This is a genomic window from Pseudomonas sp. AC242 (genome assembly GCF_979258655.1).
Genome location: NZ_OZ409873.1, coordinates 4,791,355 through 4,809,165, shown reverse-complemented (window position 1 = coordinate 4,809,165; position 17,811 = coordinate 4,791,355). Strand labels below are relative to the sequence as shown.

General features: G+C 59.0%; 17 protein-coding genes. 8 read left to right on the top strand and 9 right to left on the bottom strand.

The window, feature by feature from the left end; all coding sequences use genetic code 11:
* Positions 1 to 24: 24 nt before the first annotated feature.
* Entirely contained in the window at positions 25 to 1,362 is a 1,338-nt protein-coding gene (locus ACZZ0A_RS21535) for an MFS transporter (protein ID WP_463543706.1), read from the bottom strand.
* 356 nt (positions 1,363 to 1,718) lie between these two features.
* On the opposite strand from ACZZ0A_RS21535, the gene quiC reads away from it, so the two are divergent.
* Positions 1,719 to 3,620 carry a 3-dehydroshikimate dehydratase QuiC gene (gene quiC, locus ACZZ0A_RS21530; protein ID WP_007909724.1) on the top strand — a complete coding sequence of 634 codons (1,902 nt, stop codon included), beginning with the start codon at positions 1,719 to 1,721 and terminating at the stop codon, positions 3,618 to 3,620.
* Between the two features lie 101 nt (positions 3,621 to 3,721).
* A complete protein-coding gene (locus ACZZ0A_RS21525; protein ID WP_007909725.1) occupies positions 3,722 to 4,399 on the top strand; it encodes a TetR/AcrR family transcriptional regulator in 678 nt (225 codons plus the stop codon).
* Between the two features lie 112 nt (positions 4,400 to 4,511).
* Here ACZZ0A_RS21525 and ACZZ0A_RS21520 read toward each other — a convergent pair whose 3' ends face one another.
* The 4 genes from ACZZ0A_RS21520 to ACZZ0A_RS21505 all read right to left on the bottom strand — a co-directional run bounded on the left by ACZZ0A_RS21520 (position 4,512) and on the right by ACZZ0A_RS21505 (position 8,379).
* On the bottom strand, positions 4,512 to 5,366 hold the full coding sequence (locus tag ACZZ0A_RS21520; RefSeq protein WP_463543705.1) for a shikimate dehydrogenase: 855 nt from the start codon (positions 5,364 to 5,366) through the stop codon (positions 4,512 to 4,514).
* A gap of 5 nt (positions 5,367 to 5,371) precedes the next feature.
* Positions 5,372 to 5,812 carry a type II 3-dehydroquinate dehydratase gene (aroQ, locus tag ACZZ0A_RS21515; RefSeq protein WP_007909727.1) on the bottom strand — a complete coding sequence of 147 codons (441 nt, stop codon included), beginning with the start codon at positions 5,810 to 5,812 and terminating at the stop codon, positions 5,372 to 5,374.
* 195 nt (positions 5,813 to 6,007) lie between these two features.
* Positions 6,008 to 7,087: a tRNA (uridine(54)-C5)-methyltransferase TrmA gene (trmA, locus tag ACZZ0A_RS21510; RefSeq protein WP_007909731.1), complete on the bottom strand. Its 1,080-nt coding sequence runs from the start codon at positions 7,085 to 7,087 to the stop codon at positions 6,008 to 6,010.
* The gene (locus ACZZ0A_RS21505) at positions 7,084 to 8,379 is read right to left on the bottom strand and encodes an NCS2 family permease (protein WP_007909733.1); all 1,296 of its coding nucleotides are present in this window, start codon (positions 8,377 to 8,379) and stop codon (positions 7,084 to 7,086) included. Before ACZZ0A_RS21505 ends, trmA begins: the two co-directional genes overlap by 4 nt.
* A gap of 222 nt (positions 8,380 to 8,601) precedes the next feature.
* Here ACZZ0A_RS21505 and ACZZ0A_RS21500 point away from each other — a divergent pair, with 222 nt between their 5' ends.
* The gene (locus ACZZ0A_RS21500) at positions 8,602 to 9,051 is read left to right on the top strand and encodes a DUF4879 domain-containing protein (RefSeq protein ID WP_463543704.1); all 450 of its coding nucleotides are present in this window, start codon (positions 8,602 to 8,604) and stop codon (positions 9,049 to 9,051) included.
* A 66-nt stretch (positions 9,052 to 9,117) separates the two neighbouring features.
* Complete coding sequence (locus ACZZ0A_RS21495) at positions 9,118 to 9,663, top strand: DJ-1 family glyoxalase III (RefSeq protein WP_447787208.1); 546 nt, start codon at positions 9,118 to 9,120, stop codon at positions 9,661 to 9,663.
* 12 nt (positions 9,664 to 9,675) lie between these two features.
* Here ACZZ0A_RS21495 and ACZZ0A_RS21490 read toward each other — a convergent pair whose 3' ends face one another.
* Positions 9,676 to 10,914: an MFS transporter gene (locus ACZZ0A_RS21490; RefSeq protein WP_463543703.1), complete on the bottom strand. Its 1,239-nt coding sequence runs from the start codon at positions 10,912 to 10,914 to the stop codon at positions 9,676 to 9,678.
* 392 nt (positions 10,915 to 11,306) lie between these two features.
* On the opposite strand from ACZZ0A_RS21490, the gene ACZZ0A_RS21485 reads away from it, so the two are divergent.
* The 3 genes from ACZZ0A_RS21485 to ACZZ0A_RS21475 all read left to right on the top strand — a co-directional run bounded on the left by ACZZ0A_RS21485 (position 11,307) and on the right by ACZZ0A_RS21475 (position 14,004).
* Positions 11,307 to 12,755 (top strand): cytochrome ubiquinol oxidase subunit I, encoded by a 1,449-nt coding sequence (locus ACZZ0A_RS21485; protein ID WP_007909747.1) that lies wholly within the window; start codon positions 11,307 to 11,309, stop codon positions 12,753 to 12,755.
* 3 nt (positions 12,756 to 12,758) lie between these two features.
* On the top strand, positions 12,759 to 13,766 hold the full coding sequence (gene cydB, locus ACZZ0A_RS21480) for a cytochrome d ubiquinol oxidase subunit II (RefSeq protein WP_007909749.1): 1,008 nt from the start codon (positions 12,759 to 12,761) through the stop codon (positions 13,764 to 13,766).
* 70 nt (positions 13,767 to 13,836) lie between these two features.
* Positions 13,837 to 14,004: a DUF2474 domain-containing protein gene (locus tag ACZZ0A_RS21475; protein ID WP_007909751.1), complete on the top strand. Its 168-nt coding sequence runs from the start codon at positions 13,837 to 13,839 to the stop codon at positions 14,002 to 14,004.
* A gap of 72 nt (positions 14,005 to 14,076) precedes the next feature.
* Here ACZZ0A_RS21475 and ACZZ0A_RS21470 read toward each other — a convergent pair whose 3' ends face one another.
* Positions 14,077 to 15,201, bottom strand: a complete 1,125-nt coding sequence (locus tag ACZZ0A_RS21470; protein WP_447787204.1) for a methyltransferase — start codon at positions 15,199 to 15,201, stop codon at positions 14,077 to 14,079.
* 178 nt (positions 15,202 to 15,379) lie between these two features.
* Positions 15,380 to 16,093, bottom strand: a complete 714-nt coding sequence (locus ACZZ0A_RS21465) for an autoinducer binding domain-containing protein (RefSeq protein WP_176472365.1) — start codon at positions 16,091 to 16,093, stop codon at positions 15,380 to 15,382.
* Between the two features lie 282 nt (positions 16,094 to 16,375).
* Here ACZZ0A_RS21465 and ACZZ0A_RS21460 point away from each other — a divergent pair, with 282 nt between their 5' ends.
* On the top strand, positions 16,376 to 17,152 hold the full coding sequence (locus tag ACZZ0A_RS21460) for a ferredoxin--NADP reductase (protein ID WP_007909769.1): 777 nt from the start codon (positions 16,376 to 16,378) through the stop codon (positions 17,150 to 17,152).
* Between the two features lie 45 nt (positions 17,153 to 17,197).
* On the opposite strand, the gene mscL is transcribed toward ACZZ0A_RS21460, so the two are convergent.
* Positions 17,198 to 17,611 carry a large-conductance mechanosensitive channel protein MscL gene (gene mscL / locus ACZZ0A_RS21455; protein ID WP_007909770.1) on the bottom strand — a complete coding sequence of 138 codons (414 nt, stop codon included), beginning with the start codon at positions 17,609 to 17,611 and terminating at the stop codon, positions 17,198 to 17,200.
* Positions 17,612 to 17,811: the final 200 nt, after the last annotated feature.

Sequence of the window (17,811 nt, the reverse complement as noted above, 5' to 3'; positions counted from 1 at the left end):
ACAAGGGAGCCGGGTGTAGGCAGGTTATTCGGTGACGGTCGGGATCTTGCGCGGGGCCATGAAGTACATCCACGTCAGCGCAAGGAAATACATCGCCGGAATCAGGGTGAACAACACGGTGTAGTTGTTGTTGGTCACGGTCAGGATGTGGCCGACGATCTGGGTCATGAACATCCCGCCAATCGCTGCGCACATGCCGCCGAAACCGAACACCGTGCTCATCATGTGCTTGGGCGTGTAGTCCATCACCAGGCTCCAGATGTTCGCCGTCCACGCCTGGTGCGCACCGATGGCCAGAGAGATCGCAGCGACTGCAACCCACAGATTGGCTGAACCGGCCGCCATGACCACGCCGATGATGCAGCAGGCGAACAGCAACATCGACAGCAGCCGCGCCTTGATCGAGTTCATGCCGCGACCGATCAGGAACGAAGACAGAATGCCGCCGCCGACGCTGCCGAAGTCAGCCGTGACGTAGATGATGATCAGCGGAATACCCATCTGGGTGACGTTGATGCCCAGGCTGTATTGCTGATTGAGAAACGGTGGCAGCCAGTACAGGTAGAACCAGAACACCGGCGCGGTCAGCGCATAAGCGATGGCGAAGGCCCAAGTGCCGCGCATCCGCAGGATTCTCGAGAACGGCACGCGAGCCTGTTCCGGTTCAACTTCCTGCTGGATGTAGTCCAGTTCGGACTGTTTAACGCTCGGGTGATCTTCCGGGTTGAAGTACTTCAAACCCCAGAACAGCAACCAGATGCCGCCCAGTGCCGCCATGCACAGGAACGCCGCTTGCCAGCCCCAGACGTGCAGAACCAGTGGCAGCAGCATCGGTGTGAACATCGCGCCGACGTTGGTGCCGGCGTTGAAAATGCCGGTGGCGACCGCACGTTCGCCGGCCGGGAACCACAGGCGTGTGGTTTTCACGCAGGCCGGGTAGTTCGCTGCTTCAGTCAGACCGAGAATAAATCGGCAGACCATAAAGCCGACCGCCGATGTCGCCAGGCCGTGAGCACCGGTGGCCAGGCTCCACAGCAGCACGGCGCAGAAGAACACGCGTTTGACGCCGACCCGGTCGATCAAGCGACCTTGCAGAACGAAACCGATCGCGTAGCCGACCTGAAACCAGAAGTTGATGTTGGCGTAATCCATCGCCGTCCAGCTCATTTCCTTGGCGAGGATGGGTTGCATGACGCCGAGGGCGGCGCGGTCGATGTAGTTCAGGGTAGTGGCGAAAAACACCAGCGCCAGCATGCCCCAACGGGTTTTGCCGACAGCCATGGCGCCGCGGATCTTGTCGCCGATGCCACCCGTGGCAGTGCTCATGGCCGGAGCCATGCGGGAAGTCTGTGAAGGAATCATGTGTTCCACCCGTTTTTGGATTTGTTATTTGGTGTGCTTGTTACTTGCACGCTGCGACCGGTGGTTCAGATCCGGACTCAATGTGCGGTCGATGTTGGGCAGTGGACGAAAAATCGTCAATTCGCCAAACCGCCATTGTGTTCGATAATCGCACGCAAAACTAACCGGGTAGTACACTTTAAATTGCTGCCGCGATCGATGCAGCCAATAATTTCCCTACTATAAAAACCATCCCATGTAGGAGCTGCCGAAGGCTGCGATCTGTTGATTCTGTTTTCACGAATAAAGATCAAACGATCGCAGCCTGCGGCAGCTCCTACAGTAAAGATAAAGCGGCGCAGTCCGGGAGTTGAAACATGCAGCGTTCCATTGCCACCGTTTCCTTGAGCGGCACCCTGCCGGAAAAACTCGAAGCCATTGCCGCCGCCGGGTTCGACGGGGTGGAGATTTTCGAAAACGACCTCCTGTACTACGACGGCAGTCCACGGGAAATTAAACAGATGTGCGCCGACCTCGGCATCGCCATCACTCTGTTTCAGCCGTTCCGCGATTTCGAAGGCTGCCGTCGTGATCGCCTCGCGCGCAATCTCGAGCGGGCCGAGCGCAAGTTCGACCTGATGCAGGAACTGGGCACCGATCTGGTGCTGGTCTGCAGTAACGCCTCGGCCGACAGCGTCGGCGATCAACAAATTCTAGTCGATGACCTGCGGCTGCTGGCTGAACACGCCGGTGCGCGTGGCTTGCGCATCGGTTACGAAGCACTGGCCTGGGGCCGTCACGTCAACACTTATCAACAGGTCTGGGACATCGTGCGCCAAGCCGATCACCCGAGCCTGGGCGTGTTGCTCGACAGCTTTCATACGTTGTCGCTGAAGGGCGATCCCCGCGCCATCGCCGACATTCCCGGTGACAAGATCTTCTTCGTACAGATGGCAGACGCGCCGATTCTGGCCATGGACGTGCTGGAGTGGAGCCGGCATTTCCGCTGCTTCCCGGGACAGGGCGAATTCGATCTGCCGGGCTTCCTCGCGCCGATCATCCAGAGCGGTTACACCGGGCCGCTGTCGCTGGAAATCTTCAACGACGGCTTCCGCGCCGCGCCGCCACGGGCCAATGCTGCTGACGGTTTGCGTTCGCTGCTGTATCTGGAAGAGAAGACCCGCCAGCGTCTGGAGCAGGCAGCCCAACCTGTGGCCAACCGTGAAATCCTTTTCGAAACACCGAAGGCCAGCGAGTACAACGGCATCGAGTTTCTTGAGTTTGCCGTAGACGAAAGCCTCGGCGCCAAACTGTCGAACTGGCTGGAGCGCCTCGGGTTCGTCAAGGCCGGGCAGCATCGTTCCAAGAGTGTGAGCCTGCTGCGTCAGGGCGACATCAACCTGATCCTCAACTCCGAACCGTATTCGTTTGCTCACAGCTTTTTCGAGGCTCACGGCCCGTCGCTGTGCGCCACCGCCGTGCGGGTCAAGGACAGCGCCAGTGCGCTGGCCCGCGCTGTCGCCTACAAAGGTCAGCCTTATCGCGGACTGGTCGGCCCCAATGAACTGGAGCTGGCAGCGGTGCGCGCGCCGGACGGCAGCCTGATTTATCTGGTGGATGAACAGGCCGACGTCTACGGCACCGATTTCAATCTGCTGGCAGATGCGCCGGCCCGTGGCGGCCTTAAACGTATCGACCACATGGCCATGGCGCTGCCGGCCGACAGCCTCGACAGTTGGGTGCTGTTCTACAAGAGCCTGCTGGATTTCGAGGCGGACGATGAAGTGGTACTGCCCGACCCGTACGGTCTGGTGAAAAGCCGTGCACTGCGCAGTCGCGACAGTTCGATCCGCTTGCCGCTGAACATTTCCGAGAACCGCAACACCGCCATTTCCCATGCGCTGTCGAGTTATCGCGGCTCCGGTGTGCACCACATCGCCTTCGATTGTGACGACATCTTCGCCGAAGTGAGTCGCGCCAAAGAGGCTGGCGTACCGTTGCTGGATATCCCGCTCAACTATTACGACGACCTTGCTGCGCGCTTCGATTTCGACGACGAATTTCTCAGCGAACTGGCCTATTACAACGTCTTGTACGACCGTGATGCGCAGGGCGGTGAGCTGTTCCACGTCTACACCGAACCGTTCGAAGGGCGCTTCTTCTTCGAGATCATCCAGCGCAAAAACGGCTATGCCGGGTATGGCGCGGCGAACGTCGCGGTGCGTCTGGCGGCGATGGCCAAATCACGCAGTGGCGCTGTGCGCCAGGCGAAGTTGTAGGAAATTCGTAAACGCGGGATTAAACACAGGTCCCGCAGCTTCCTTCACTGTGCTGCGCGGCCCATAATCGCCGCCTGTGCAGTGATGGCCGTGAGCCCGCAATGACGATGAATACAGAACTTTCCGCAGCTCCTGAAGTGTCCGCCGTAGAGCCGCGCAAGAGTCGCAAGAACAACCCGGAAAAGACCCGCGAGAATATCCTGCAGGAGGCGATCGTCGAGTTCGTCCAGCAGGGTTTGTCCGGCGCTCGCGTTGATGCGATTGCCGAGCGCATCCACACCTCAAAACGCATGATCTATTACTACTTCGGCAGTAAGGAGCAGTTGTACGTTGAGGTGCTGGAGAAGCTTTACGGTGATATCCGCAGCACTGAAAGCCGTCTGCACCTGGCCGAGCTGGCGCCGGTGGACGCGATTCGCCGACTGGTCGAATTCACCTTCGATCACCATGATCGCAACGTCGATTTCGTGCGCATCGTCAGCATCGAAAACATCCACAACGCTGAATACGTGAAGCGTTCCGATGCGATCAAGGCGATGAACAACACCATCCTCGATTCGCTCGGCGAGATTCTGCGTCGGGGCGCTGAAGAGGGTGTGTTCCGTGCCGGGCTGGATGCTCTGGATGTGCATTTGCTGATCAGTTCGTTCTGCTTCTATCGCGTATCGAACCGGCACACGTTTGGCGAGATTTTCCAGATCGATCTACCGGATGAAAGCATCAAGCAGCGGCATCGCGAGATGATTTGCGAGTCGGTGTTGCGCTACCTGCAAGCCTGACACAGCTCCCCTGTAGGAGTGAGCCTGCTCGCGATGGCGTACCGTCAGCTAACACATTAGTTGCCTGACACACCGCTTTCGCGAGCAGGCTCGCTCCCACAGGGGAAAGCGTTCAGCCATTCATGCTTTGAAAATGCGCGAGCATCCGCTGCGCATCCGGCACCATGCCACTGAACAACTCAAACGCCTTCACCGCCTGAAACACCGCCATATTGCCGCCGTCCAGCGTCCGGCAACCGAGCGCGCGGGCATTGCGAAGCAGTTCGGTTTCCAGCGGGAAATACACAATCTCCGCCACCCACAATTCCTTGCGCAGCAGTTCGACCGGTACCGGCATGCCCGGCAGTTTGGCCATGCCCATGGGCGTGGTATTGACCAGACCGTCGGCCAGATTCAGCGTGCTCGGCAGATCCCGACCGGCCACCGCACGACCAAAACCGAAATGCTGATTGAGATTGTTCGCCAGGCTCTCGGCGCGCTCACTGTCGACGTCAAAAATGCTCAGTTGCTGTACGCCTTCGCTCAACAGCGCGTGGGCCACTGCCGCGCCAGCGCCGCCAGCGCCCATCTGCACAACGCGCTCACGGGCAGCGTCGTTCAAACCTCGACGAAAACCTTCGGCAAAACCGAGGCAGTCGGTGTTGTGGCCAACACGCTTGCCGTCCTTCAGCACCACTGTGTTCACCGCGCCGATGCCCTTGGCTTCCGGCGACAGCTCATCGAGCAGCGGGATGATTGCCTGCTTGCACGGGAAGGTGATGTTCAGCCCGGTGTAATTCATCCGCTCGGCCGCCAGCAACAGGTCGGGCAGGGCGGTGCTATCCATTTTCAACTGATCGAGATCGATCAGTCGGTACAGATAACGTAGGCCTTGGGCATCGCCTTCGTGCTCATGCAGCGCCGGCGTGCGCGAGGCCTGAATGCCGGCGCCGATCAGTCCTGCGAGTATTACGTTAGAGCGAGACATGCGCGTTACCCCTTCAGCCGCTGGCTGAAATGTTCCAGTGCCAGTCGATAGCCGTGACTGCCAAAACCGGCCATTACCGCTGTGGCAATCGCCGAGACAAAAGAGTGATGACGAAACGGTTCGCGGGCGTGGACGTTGGACAGGTGTACTTCGATCACCGGCAACTCACTGGCCACCAGCGCATCGCGAATCGCTACCGAGGTGTGCGTCCACGCCGCCGGATTGATCACGATCCCGGCGCAGCGACCACGGGCGGCGTGTATCCAGTCAAGCAGTTCGCCTTCGTGATTGGTCTGGCGAAATTCCACGGCCAGGCCGAATTCTTCGCCAGCGCGACCGCACAACGCCGAGATGTCCGCCAGGGTTTCGTGACCATAAGTCGCCGGCTCGCGGGTGCCGAGCAGGTTCAGGTTCGGGCCGTTGAGCACCAGAACGATAGGGGGCATGAGGGGTAACTCCACTTATTGTTTTTAGCTTTGGCCGAGGGTTTCAGCCTGTGGAGATAAAATGTACTAGATGGTTACCATGGTCAATTGAACAAAAATGGCCTTGGTGTTTTATGTTCGGTGATCGCACAAACAAATGAGCACGCACAAAAAAGCCGTCAATCACGACGGCTTTTCGTATCTGCTATCCCGCCATCAACGCCGGGTCAGCAACACACCGGATTCCATGTGATGCGTCCACGGGAACTGGTCAAACAACGCGCACGTGGTAATGCGGTGCGTGTCGTGCAACTGAGCAATGTTCGCTGCCAGGGTTTCCGGGTTGCAGGAGATGTACAGGATGTTGTCGAAGCGCCGGGTCAGCTCGCAGGTGTCCGGATCCATGCCAGCGCGCGGCGGGTCGACGAAGACGCTGCCGAATTCGTAGCTCTTCAGGTCGATACCCTGCAGGCGGCGGAACGGGCGCACGTCGTTGAGCGCTTCGGTCAGCTCTTCGGCGGACAAACGCACCAGGGTGACGTTGTCCACAGCGTTTTCGCTGAGGTTGCTCAGTGCGGCGTTGACCGAGGTCTTGCTGATTTCGGTGGCCAGCACTTTGCGCACGCGCGTGGCGAGTGGCAGGGTGAAGTTGCCGTTGCCGCAGTACAACTCCAGCAAGTCATCGGTACGATCGCCCAGTGCTTCGTACGCCCAGTTGAGCATCTTCTGGTTCACCGTGCCGTTAGGCTGGGTGAACGCGCCTTCCGGCTGGCGATAGCTGAAGGTGCGACCGCCGACGTCGAGCTTCTCGACCACGTAATCGAGGCCAAGTACTTCGCGTTTGCCCTTCGAGCGACCAATGATGCTGACGCCCAGATCTGCCGACAACTGGGTCGCAGCGGCATGCCAGTGCGCGTCCAGCGGGCGGTGATAGCACAGGGTGATCATTGCATCGCCGGCCAGCGTGGTCAGGAACTCGACCTGAAACAACTTGTGGCTCAACGCTGAACTGGCCTGCCACGCCGCTTTCAGCTGCGGCATCAACTGGTTGATGCGCAGGCTGGCGATCGGGAATTCTTCAATGAGGATCGGCGTGCGTTTGTCGTCCTGAGCGAACATCGCGTAATGCCGCTCGCCACCCTCGCGCCACAGGCGGAATTCGGCGCGCAGACGGAAGTTCTGCAGCGGCGAATCGAACACCGTTGGCTCGGGGGCATCGAACGGCGCCAGCAGATCACGCAAGCGCGTGACCTTGGCTTCTAGTTGCTCGGCGTAAGCCTGGGAATCGAAAGTCATGCGTTGAACCAACCCAACTTGATCACAAACAGAATCGACAGAATCACCAGCGCCGGGTTCAGCTCACGAGCGCGGCCGGACAGCAGCTTGATCACGGTCCAGGCGATGAAACCAAACGCGATGCCGTTGGCGATCGAGTAAGTGAACGGCATGGCCAGCGCGGTCACGACAACCGGTGCGGCGACGGTGATGTCGTCCCAGTCTATTTCCGCCAGACCGGAAGTCATCAACACGGCGACGAACAGCAGCGCTGGCGCGGTGGCGAAGGCCGGAACGCTGGCCGCCAGTGGCGAGAAAAACAGCGCCAGCAGGAACAGAATCGCCACGACGATGGCCGTCAGACCAGTACGCCCGCCCGCACTCACGCCGGCAGCGGATTCGATGTAACTGGTGGTGGTCGACGTACCCAGCAACGAACCGGCCATGGCCGCAGTGCTGTCAGCGATCAGGGCGCGGCCCATTTTCGGCATGTGGCCGTCCTTGCCCATCAGGCCGGCGCGTTTGGCGACGCCGATCAGGGTGCCGGAGTTGTCGAACAGGTCGACGAACAGGAAGGCGAAGATCACGCTGACCAGACCGATGTCCAGTGCGCCTTTGATGTCCAGTTGCATGAAGGTCGGCGCCAGCGAAGGTGGCATCGAAGTCACGCCGTTGAACGGGGTGAAGCCCATCGCGATGGAAATGATGGTCACTGCCAGAATGCCGATCAGTACCGCACCGCGCACTTTCAGCGCTTCGAGCGCGACGATCAGAGCGAAGCCGAGGGTGGCGAGGATTGGGGCCGGGGCTTTCAAGTCACCGAGGCCGACCATGGTCGCCGGGTTGCTGACCACGATGCCAGCGTTGTGCAGGGCGATCAACGCCAGGAACAGGCCGATACCGGCGGCAATCGCCGAGCGCAGCGGCAGCGGAATGCTGTTGATGATCCATTCACGGATGCGGAAGATCGACAGCAGGAAAAAGCACACCGCCGAGATGAATACCGCGCCCAGCGCCACTTGCCAGGTGTGACCCATGTGCAAGACCACGGTGTAGGTGAAGAAGGCGTTCAGGCCCATGCCCGGAGCGAGGGCAATCGGGTAGTTGGCGATCAGGCCCATGATCGTCGAGCCGATCGCGGCGGCCAGGCAGGTGGCGACAAACACCGCACCTTTGTCCATGCCGGTCTCGCCGAGAATGCTCGGGTTGACGAACAGAATGTAGGCCATGGCCAAGAAAGTCGTGATGCCCGCGAGAATCTCGGTGCGCACGTTGGTGTTGTGTGCCTTGAGTTGAAACAGCCTTTCCAGCATGTCTGCTCCCCGTGGCGCGCGTGGCGCCGTGAATGTATCGACCTCAACAGCAAAGCACAGACCGTCGCAAGCGCCTGGAAAATTGTGGTGGGCCGGAAAAAGCCGCGCATCATACCAGCAGCGTGAGGAATATGGCGGTTGTTGGTGTCGATCGTCGGCGAAGTTTTGCGTTGACGCCAACTGCGCCATACTGCGCGCTGATTTTTTCGGGGCGGGAAGCGCATGAGCAAGTGCTGGATGAAGGTTTTGGGTTTGATTGCCGTACTGATGGCCGAGATGTCGACAGCCTGGGCGGCATCGGCGCCACCGTTGACGCAAGTGAAAGTGATCAAGGTGCAATCGCCAGCCTGTGGTCTTGAAGACATCGCCGATGGCCAGGCGCAGACCCAGTGCATTCACAGCGGACCGAATATCAAGGTCTACGTGCTCGAAGTCGGCTACGGCAAGAGTCAGCCTCAGGTCGCACTGGACGGCTTTGAAGTGAACGGCACCCGTGCCCCGGTGTGTGCCTTTGATAACGGCAACCTGACCGAATGCACCCCCGGAAATAAAACCGTCGGTTCTCTTTATACCTTCGATCTGGCGGGCAAGCAGGAAGGCACCTTCACCTTCAGCAACACCTCGATCAATGCGCCGCGCAACACGATGTCGACTCAGCTTTACATCAAGTAACGGCTGCTGCAGCGCGATCCGGTTGAAGCTGACTACGCTTCAAGCATCACCCAGCGGATAACGCCCATGACCTTTAGAGCCCTGATTACCCTCGCCGAGGGCATCGATGATCTGCAAAGCGTGACCCTGATCGACGTGCTGCGCCGCGCCGGTATCGAAGTGGTGGCCGCCAGTATTGAAGGACGACGCATGCTGACCTGCGCGCGTGGCACACGCCTGACCGCCGACGGCATGCTGGTCGATGTGCTGGCGCAAACCTTTGACCTGATCGTCCTGCCCGGCGGTGTTGTCGGTTCACAACACCTGGCCGCGCACCAACCTCTGCAACAGTTGCTCAAGGATCAGGCCAGCGCCGGACGCCTGTTCGCCGCCATCGCCGAATCCCCGGCCGTCGCCCTGCAAACCTTCGGCGTGCTGCGCCAGCGGCGCATGACCTGCCTGCCCAGCGCCAGCCATCAACTCTCGGGCTGTACGTTTGTTGATCAACCGGTGGTGGTCGACGGCAACTGCATCACCGCACAAGGCTCCAGCGCTGCGCTGGAATTTGCCTTGACGCTGGTCGAGCAACTGGGCGGCAAGGCCTTGCGGGGGAAAGTGGCGGGGGAGTTGTAGGTCTGGATCGCTTCAGACCTTCACCTCTTCCACCGGCACATGCATCCGATCGCGGTTAGCCAGTGTCGGAAACAACTTGATCCACGTCCCCGTCACCACCAGCGTGCCGATCCCGCCCATCACCACCGCCGGCACCGTGCCGAACCAGTGGGCGGTGACGCCGGATTCGAATTCGCCCAACTGGTTCGAGGCGCCGATGAACAGCCCGTTCACCGCGCTGACCCGGCCACGCATTTCGTCCGGGGTTTCCAGCTGCACGAAAGACGCGCGGATGACCATGCTGATCATGTCCGCCGCGCCGAGCACCACCAGCACCGCCAGCGAAAACCAGAACGAGGTCGACAGGCCGAAGGCAATGGTCGCGACGCCAAACACCCCAACCGCGGTGAACATCACCCGGCCAACATTGCGTTCCACGGCAAATCGCGCGAGGAACAGCGACATGCCCAATGCGCCGACCGCCGGTGCCGAACGCAGCAACCCGAGGCCCCACGGCCCGGTCAGCAGAATGTCTTTGGCAAATACCGGCAGCAGCGCCGTGGCGCCGCCGAGCAACACCGCAAACAGATCCAGCGAAATCGCCCCGAGAATGTCCGGGCGGCTGCGAATGAAACGAATCCCCGCGAGCAACGAATCCAGTGTGGCTTTGCCTTTATTCAGCGGCGTTTGCCGCGCGGGCAGGTTGAGCATCAGCGTGCAAGCGATCACATAGAGCAGCACTGTCGGGCCATAAACCCAGACACTGCCGAATGCATAGAGCAAACCGCCCAGCGCCGGGGCGACGATCGTTGCCGACTGCTGCGCTGACTGCGCCGCCGCCACTGCCCGAGGAAACAGCGCGCTGGGCACGATGCTCGGCAGCAGTGCCTGCGTGGTCGGCATCTCGAACGAACGCGCCGCGCCGAGCAGGAAGGCGAGGATGAAGATCATCTCGCGGGTGACGTGATCGGTGGCGCTGCCGATGGCCAGCGCCAGGGCGATCAACGCCTGCAAACACTGACAGATCGCCGCGACTTTGCGCCGGTCGTAGCGGTCGGCGACATGCCCGGTGTGCAGCATGAACAGCACGCGCGGGGCGAATTCAACCAGCCCGACCAGACCCAGATCGAGGACGTTACCGGTCAATTGGTAGAGGTTCCAGCCAATCGCCACGGTGAGCATCTGGAAACCGCTGGCGGTAAAAATCCGCGCGAACCAGAAAGCGAGAAACGGACGATGGTGACGTAACAGCAGGGGCTCTTGACTGGGCATCTGAAGGCAGGTCTGGCTCGAGGGGAACCGCGAGGTTATCACCAGTCTGTAACAGGAAGTTGCTATGACAAAAAATTTAGTTAGCCAGACATCGATTTCCACAAGCTCGCCGCAAGAAATCCATTGCAGAGCATTGCCACGCCGATGAGGCAACTTGTCACGCGGCAAACGACCACGCAGTTCATCGGCAAAAATGGGACTACTCTTTTAACGTTGCTTGATCCAGATCAAGACCTAGAAGGAATTGATCCGGTGGCCAGTTGGCCAGACTCCCTGCGTTGCGATGGTTGTTTAAAAAGAACGAATCAGAATTCGCCGCACTCCATATCCGTGGGGGCAGTGGGTGCAGGCCTCCGGGTCCGCAGCCGGTATTACCTGACAGAGGAAGCCATATGTTCGGTTTAGAGGCACTAGATCTCGCCCGAATTCAGTTCGCGTTCACCATTTCGTTCCACATCCTGTTCCCGGCCATCACCATCGGCCTGGCGAGTTACCTCGCGGTACTCGAAGGCCTGTGGCTGAAAACCCGCAACGACACCTACCGTGACCTCTACCATTTCTGGTCGAAGATTTTTGCCGTCAACTTCGGCATGGGCGTGGTCTCGGGGTTGGTCATGGCCTACCAGTTCGGCACCAACTGGAGCCGTTTCTCGGACTTCGCCGGCGCCGTCACCGGGCCGTTGCTGACTTATGAAGTACTCACGGCATTCTTCCTTGAGGCCGGTTTCCTCGGGGTGATGCTGTTTGGCTGGAACAAGGTCGGGCGCGGGCTGCACTTCTTTTCCACCGTCATGGTGGCGATCGGTACGCTGATTTCGACGTTCTGGATTCTCGCTTCCAACAGCTGGATGCAGACCCCGCAGGGCTTCGAAATTGTTAACGGGCAAGTCATTCCCACCGATTGGCTGGCGATCATTTTCAACCCTTCGTTCCCGTATCGCCTGATGCACATGGCGACGGCGGCGTTCGTCGCGACGGCATTCTTTGTCGGCTCCTCGGCGGCCTGGCACTTGCTGCGCGGCAAGGACAACCCGGCGATCCGCACCATGCTGTCGATGGCAATGTGGATGGCGCTGATCGTCGCGCCGATCCAGGCCGTCATCGGCGACTTTCATGGTTTGAATACGCTCAAGCACCAACCGGCAAAAATCGCTGCGATCGAAGGTCACTGGGAAAACCACGGTGACGAGGCAACGCCGCTGATCCTGTTCGGCTGGCCGGACATGAAAGAAGAGAAGACCAAATACGCCGTGGAGATTCCGTACCTCGGCAGCTTGATCCTCACCCACTCGCTGGACAAACAGGTGCCAGCGCTCAAGGAATTCCCGCCGGAAGACCGGCCGAATTCGACCATCGTGTTCTGGTCGTTCCGGATCATGGTCGGCCTCGGTTTCCTGATGATCTTCACCGGTCTGTGGAGTTTGTGGCTGCGTAAACGCGACACGCTCTACACCTCACGTCCGTTCCTGTATCTGGCGTTGTGGATGGGGCCGTCCGGTCTGATTGCGATTCTCGCTGGCTGGTTCACCACCGAAATCGGTCGTCAGCCGTGGGTGGTCTACGGGCTGATGCGCACGGCGGACGCGTCCTCCAACCATAGCTTCATGCAGATGAGCATCACCCTGATCATGTTTGTGGTGGTGTACTTCGCCCTGTTCGGCGCAGGTCTGGGCTACATGATGCGTCTGGTGCGCAAAGGGCCGAAGATCAGCGAGGGCACGGAAACGCCCGACGGTGGTCCAGGCAAGAAACGCACACCGGCCCGTCCGTTGTCCGCTGCCGACGACTCGGCCGATGCCGATCACGGCGACGACGACATTCGCGTGACCAAGGAGATTTGAATCATGGGTATTGATCTTCCGCTGATCTGGGCCGTGATCATCATCTTCGGCATCATGATGTACGTGGTCATGGACGGCTTCGACCTGGGGATCGGGATTCTCTTCCCGTTCATCCCCGGCAAAGTCGACCGTGACGTGATGATGAATACGGTCGCACCGGTCTGGGACGGCAACGAAACCTGGCTGGTATTGGGCGGCGCGGCGTTGTTCGGCGCGTTCCCGCTGGCCTATTCGGTGGTGTTGTCGGCGCTGTACCTGCCGCTGATTTTCATGCTGATTGGTCTGATCTTCCGCGGTGTAGCGTTCGAATTCCGCTTCAAGGCCAAGGATGACAAGCGTCACCTGTGGGACAAGGCATTCATCGGCGGCTCGGTGGCGGCGACTTTCTTCCAGGGTGTGGCGCTGGGCGCGTTCATCGACGGCTTGCCGGTGGTCAACCGGCAGTTCGCCGGCGGCTCACTCGACTGGCTGACGCCGTTCACAATGTTCTGCGGCGCCGCGCTGGTGGTGGCCTATGCCTTGCTTGGCTGCACCTGGCTGATCATGAAAACCGAAGGCAAGCTCCAGGAACAGATGCATGACCTGGCAAGGCCATTGGCTTTCGTACTGCTGGCCGTGATCGGTATTGTCAGTATCTGGACGCCGCTGGCTCATCCGGATATTGCCACCCGCTGGTTCAGCATGCCGAACCTGTTCTGGTTCATGCCGGTGCCGATTCTGGTGCTGGTGACGATGTACGGTCTGATCCGCGCCGTGGCACGCAACGCCAACTACATGCCGTTCCTGCTGACGCTGGTGCTGATCTTCCTCGGCTACAGCGGTTTGGGCATCAGCCTGTGGCCGAACATCGTGCCGCCGTCGATCTCGATCTGGGACGCCGCCGCACCGCCGCAAAGCCAGGGCTTCATGCTGGTGGGCACGCTGTTCATCATCCCGTTCATCCTCGGTTACACCTTCTGGAGCTACTACGTGTTCCGCGGCAAGGTTACCCATGAAGACGGTTATCACTAAACCTGTGGGAGCGTGCTCGCTCGCGATGGCGTCGGCAGCGGCGCCATCGATCTGACTGAGGATCGAAACAATGCCCGGCAAACATTCCCTGCACGACATTGAAGAAGCCGAAAAAAAACCGCTGTGGCAGCGGCTCGGCTGGTTGGCCCTGATCTGGGTCGGTAGCGTCGGCGTGCTGTTTATCGCCGCCAGCCTGATGCGCATGTTCATGAACGCAGCAGGCTTGACCACGCACTGAATCATCCCCGTCCCGGCGCCTTCGGGTACGGCTTTGCAACCCTCCTCACGGAGGGTTTTTTTTGTCTGAAGGTTACTTGCGGGCCTTGAGGATCACGAATTTCGGCGTGGCAGCCACTTGCTCGACGCCGCGGAACAGCCGCGCCAGTTTGCTGTGGTAACCCAGATGGCGGTTGCCGACGATGTACAGCGCGCCACCCACCACCAGCGCTTCGCGCGCCTGCTGGAACATGCGCCAGGCGAGGAAATCGCCCACTACCTGCTGCTGATGGAATGGCGGATTGCACAGCACCACGTCCAGTGATTGCGGGTCCTGGCCGGCCAAGCCATCGCCGGCACGCACGATGACCTCGCGATCGCCCAGCGCTGCCTGCCAGTTCTCGGCAGCCGATTGCACGGCCATGAACGATTCGTCGACCAGTGTGTAATGCGCATCGGGGTTTTGTAGTGCACTCGCGATGGCCAGAACACCATTACCACAGCCCAGATCGGCGACTCGGGCACTGCCAAGGTTTTTCGGCAGGTGCGGGAGGAAGGCACGTGTGCCGATGTCCAGACCTTCGCGGCAAAACACGTTGGCGTGGTTGAGCAATTCGATCGACGGCTCGTCGAGGCGATATCGCGAAGGGTAGGGCGACACGGCGGGGGCTTTGGCTTCTGGCGTGGCGATCAACAGCCGTGCCTTTTTTACCGCTAGCGAGGCTTGTACCGGACCGATGTAGCGTTCAAGCAGATCACCGGCAGCGCGTGGCAGGTGTTTGACCATGGCCGCTGCAATCACTTCGGCGCCGGGTGCGAGTTGCCCTTGTAAGCGGATCAGTTGTTCTTCCAGCAGCGCGAGGGTTTTCGGCACGCGGATCAGTACCCGGTCGAACGGTCCGACCAATGGCTCGCTGGCGGGTATCCCGCGAACAGCGTCAAACGCCTGGCCATTGCGCAGCAGGTTTTTCTCCAGCCCCTGAAAACCCAGGAATGAGTCACCACTGCTACTGACCTTGACCTTGCCCGACAGACTGGCAGCCAAAGCACCGAAGCTGTCGTTGAGCACCAATACGCGGGTGTCGGCCGTCGGTTGCTGCGCCGCCAGATGGTTGAGCAGGTATTCGTCGGCGGCATCGAAGGCTTGCAGCGGTTCATTCTGCTGTTCAGGCTGGCGGATCAGATCGAGCTGGGCAAAGGGCGTATCAAGCAAAGGCATCGGGTGGGAACTCAGGGTAATCAACGGGGTGTTCCGCAGCCCTGACATTGTGCAGCGGAACCGACCGAGTGTAATGCAACGCTTAACGTTCGCGTCATCACTCTGGAGGGTCTCGAATGGTACGTTTTTTTCTTCTTTATTACCCGCAAGTTTTCTATGGGAGGCAAGGCTGGATCGACTAGATGATCCCGGCTCTGGCGGCCGCTATGACAGCGGAAATCTTGTTGCAGACGTTGAGCTTCTCGATGACGTTCTGCACGTGGTAGTTCACGGTGCGCTCGCTCAGGCTGAGGATCTTCGAGATTTCATAGGCTGTCTTGCCTCCCGCGGACAATTGCAGAACCTCCAGCTCTCGCGGCGAAAGGTGTGGTTGGCGGGGTTTGAGGGACTCTGCCGGCAGGGTTCGGGCAAACAGCTCACTCAGGTGACTGGTGGCGTAGAACATATAACCAAAGTGCTCATACAGCTCCAGAGGACTGATCGGACAGTGTTTGCGCGCCAGGCTGATAATGCTGCACAAACCGCTTTGCTCATGATGGAACGACTGGGACCAGCCATGTTGCATACCGTGATGCTGTAATCCTTGCCATAACGGTCGAGTATTTGCGAATACCGACTCGCACCAGACAATAGGTGACATCGAGTGATTGCAGTGTGCTATTAGTGGGTCAACTTTGCTGTAATTGTTTTTCTCGTATTGTGAATTCCATTCGTCAGGATAGTTGTTGATTTGAAAGGTTTTAAGAGGCATATCGCGATGTAGTGAAACAACTGAAATTGCACAAAAATTGAATCCGAGATTTTCTGCGAATTGCAATAATATCGGATAGGCAGTCTCTACTCCGTTGGCAAAAGTCAGTCTTTTTAACTGTGACTCCTTCCACGTTTCCATCTCTGAACACTCCATTGGCGTTGCGGGGGGCGCCGAATGGATCCAAAGGATCCGGCACGAAACGAAGTGTAGGATGTTTCTTACAATAAGCTTTAAATTTTTTCGAGATTGCAGATAGCCAAATATCCATAAAGCGTTCTTAGGATGCGCGATTTTTATATTGATCTTGTCATCTGATAATACTGCCGACTTGCTTAATTGATTGAATGTCATTACCAATCATCAGTGTTTAGACCAGTTAATTTGCGCGACACTGTCGGCAATCGTTCAATGGAGTGCCCCATGACTGCCAGCGCAGAGAAGTACACCACGCAGACGTTGCTCGATGTCCAACCCCTGACCTCGAGCCTGTTTACCCTGCGCACCAGCCGGGATGCCGGTTTCCGCTTCCGCGCTGGGCAGTTCGCCAGGCTGGGTGTGAGCAAAGCCGATGGCAGCATCGTGTGGCGCGCGTATTCGATGGTGTCGTCGCCTTTTGACGAGTTTCTCGAGTTCTTTTCCATCGTCGTGCCGGGCGGGGAGTTCACCAGTGAGCTGAGCCGGTTGCAGGTCGGCGACACCTTACTGGTGGATCGCCAGGCATTCGGCTACCTGACGCTAGATCGCTTTGTCGACGGGCGCGATCTGTGGCTTTTGTCCACAGGCACCGGGGTGGCGCCGTTTCTGTCGATCCTGCAGGACTTCGAAGTCTGGGAGAAATTCGAGCGCATCATTCTGGTGTACAGCGTGCGCGAAGCGCGGGAGTTGGCTTATCAGGAGTTGATTGCCGGACTTACGCAGCGTGAATACCTCAGCGAATACGCGCACAAATTGCAGTTCATCGCCACGGTGACGCGTGAAGCGCACCCCGGTGCACTGCACGGGCGCATCACCACATTGATTGAAAGCGGTGAGCTGGAGCGCGCAGCGGGCGTGGCGCTGTCGGCGGAGCACTCGCGGGTCATGCTGTGCGGCAATCCGCAGATGATCGATGACACGCGCGCGTTGCTGAAAAAGCGCCACATGAGCCTAAGCCTGACGCGTCGGCCCGGTCAGGTGGCGGTGGAAAACTACTGGTAAACAAACGGCGCCTCGAAGGCGCCGTTGTTACTATCGTGCAAAGGATCAAGGCCGAGTGTTCTGGGCCTTGAGCAAGTCGCGGATCTCGCCGAGCAACTCTTCTTCCTTGGTCGGAACCGGTGGCAGGGTAGGGGCCACGGCTTCTTCGCGTTTGAGACGGTTGATGGCTTTGACGCCCATGAAGATCGCGAAAGCGACGATCACGAAGTCCAGAACACTCTGGATGAACTTGCCGTAAGCCAGCATGACCGCAGGGGCATTGCCCTCGGCGGCCTTGAGCGTGATGGCCAAGTCACTGAAATCCACCCCACCGATCAGCAGGCCGATTGGCGGCATGATCACGTCACCGACAAACGACGAAACAATCTTGCCGAAGGCCGCACCGATGATGATACCGACGGCCATGTCGACCACATTGCCTTTGACCGCGAAGGCCTTGAACTCACTTAGCACGCCCATAGTTATTTCCTTGTTACAGATGAGTTTGGTGTACGCAGTGTAAATCAGCAAAACGCGTCCTGCGCGAAACACCTTCTTACAATGCCCGTTTTTATCGACACATCAATCGGCGATTAGTTTGCAAAGTGCCATCAATCGCGCGCGAAATATACGGTAACTCGCTGATCGAACAGCCAATTTTCTCAATCATGGCGTTACGT

Coding starts and splice junctions, on each gene's coding strand:
- ACZZ0A_RS21505 (WP_007909733.1), bottom strand. CDS start 8,379: ATGCTGGAAAGGCTGTTTCAACTCAAGGCACACAACACCAACGTGCGC.
- ACZZ0A_RS21465 (WP_176472365.1), bottom strand. CDS start 16,093: ATGGAAACGTGGAAGGAGTCACAGTTAAAAAGACTGACTTTTGCCAAC.
- ACZZ0A_RS21475 (WP_007909751.1), top strand. CDS start 13,837: ATGCCCGGCAAACATTCCCTGCACGACATTGAAGAAGCCGAAAAAAAA.
- ACZZ0A_RS21520 (WP_463543705.1), bottom strand. CDS start 5,366: ATGTCTCGCTCTAACGTAATACTCGCAGGACTGATCGGCGCCGGCATT.
- ACZZ0A_RS21495 (WP_447787208.1), top strand. CDS start 9,118: ATGACCTTTAGAGCCCTGATTACCCTCGCCGAGGGCATCGATGATCTG.
- trmA (WP_007909731.1), bottom strand. CDS start 7,087: ATGACTTTCGATTCCCAGGCTTACGCCGAGCAACTAGAAGCCAAGGTC.
- ACZZ0A_RS21490 (WP_463543703.1), bottom strand. CDS start 10,914: ATGCCCAGTCAAGAGCCCCTGCTGTTACGTCACCATCGTCCGTTTCTC.
- ACZZ0A_RS21500 (WP_463543704.1), top strand. CDS start 8,602: ATGAGCAAGTGCTGGATGAAGGTTTTGGGTTTGATTGCCGTACTGATG.
- quiC (WP_007909724.1), top strand. CDS start 1,719: ATGCAGCGTTCCATTGCCACCGTTTCCTTGAGCGGCACCCTGCCGGAA.
- ACZZ0A_RS21535 (WP_463543706.1), bottom strand. CDS start 1,362: ATGATTCCTTCACAGACTTCCCGCATGGCTCCGGCCATGAGCACTGCC.
- aroQ (WP_007909727.1), bottom strand. CDS start 5,812: ATGCCCCCTATCGTTCTGGTGCTCAACGGCCCGAACCTGAACCTGCTC.
- ACZZ0A_RS21470 (WP_447787204.1), bottom strand. CDS start 15,201: ATGCCTTTGCTTGATACGCCCTTTGCCCAGCTCGATCTGATCCGCCAG.
- ACZZ0A_RS21525 (WP_007909725.1), top strand. CDS start 3,722: ATGACGATGAATACAGAACTTTCCGCAGCTCCTGAAGTGTCCGCCGTA.
- ACZZ0A_RS21485 (WP_007909747.1), top strand. CDS start 11,307: ATGTTCGGTTTAGAGGCACTAGATCTCGCCCGAATTCAGTTCGCGTTC.
- ACZZ0A_RS21460 (WP_007909769.1), top strand. CDS start 16,376: ATGACTGCCAGCGCAGAGAAGTACACCACGCAGACGTTGCTCGATGTC.
- cydB (WP_007909749.1), top strand. CDS start 12,759: ATGGGTATTGATCTTCCGCTGATCTGGGCCGTGATCATCATCTTCGGC.
- mscL (WP_007909770.1), bottom strand. CDS start 17,611: ATGGGCGTGCTAAGTGAGTTCAAGGCCTTCGCGGTCAAAGGCAATGTG.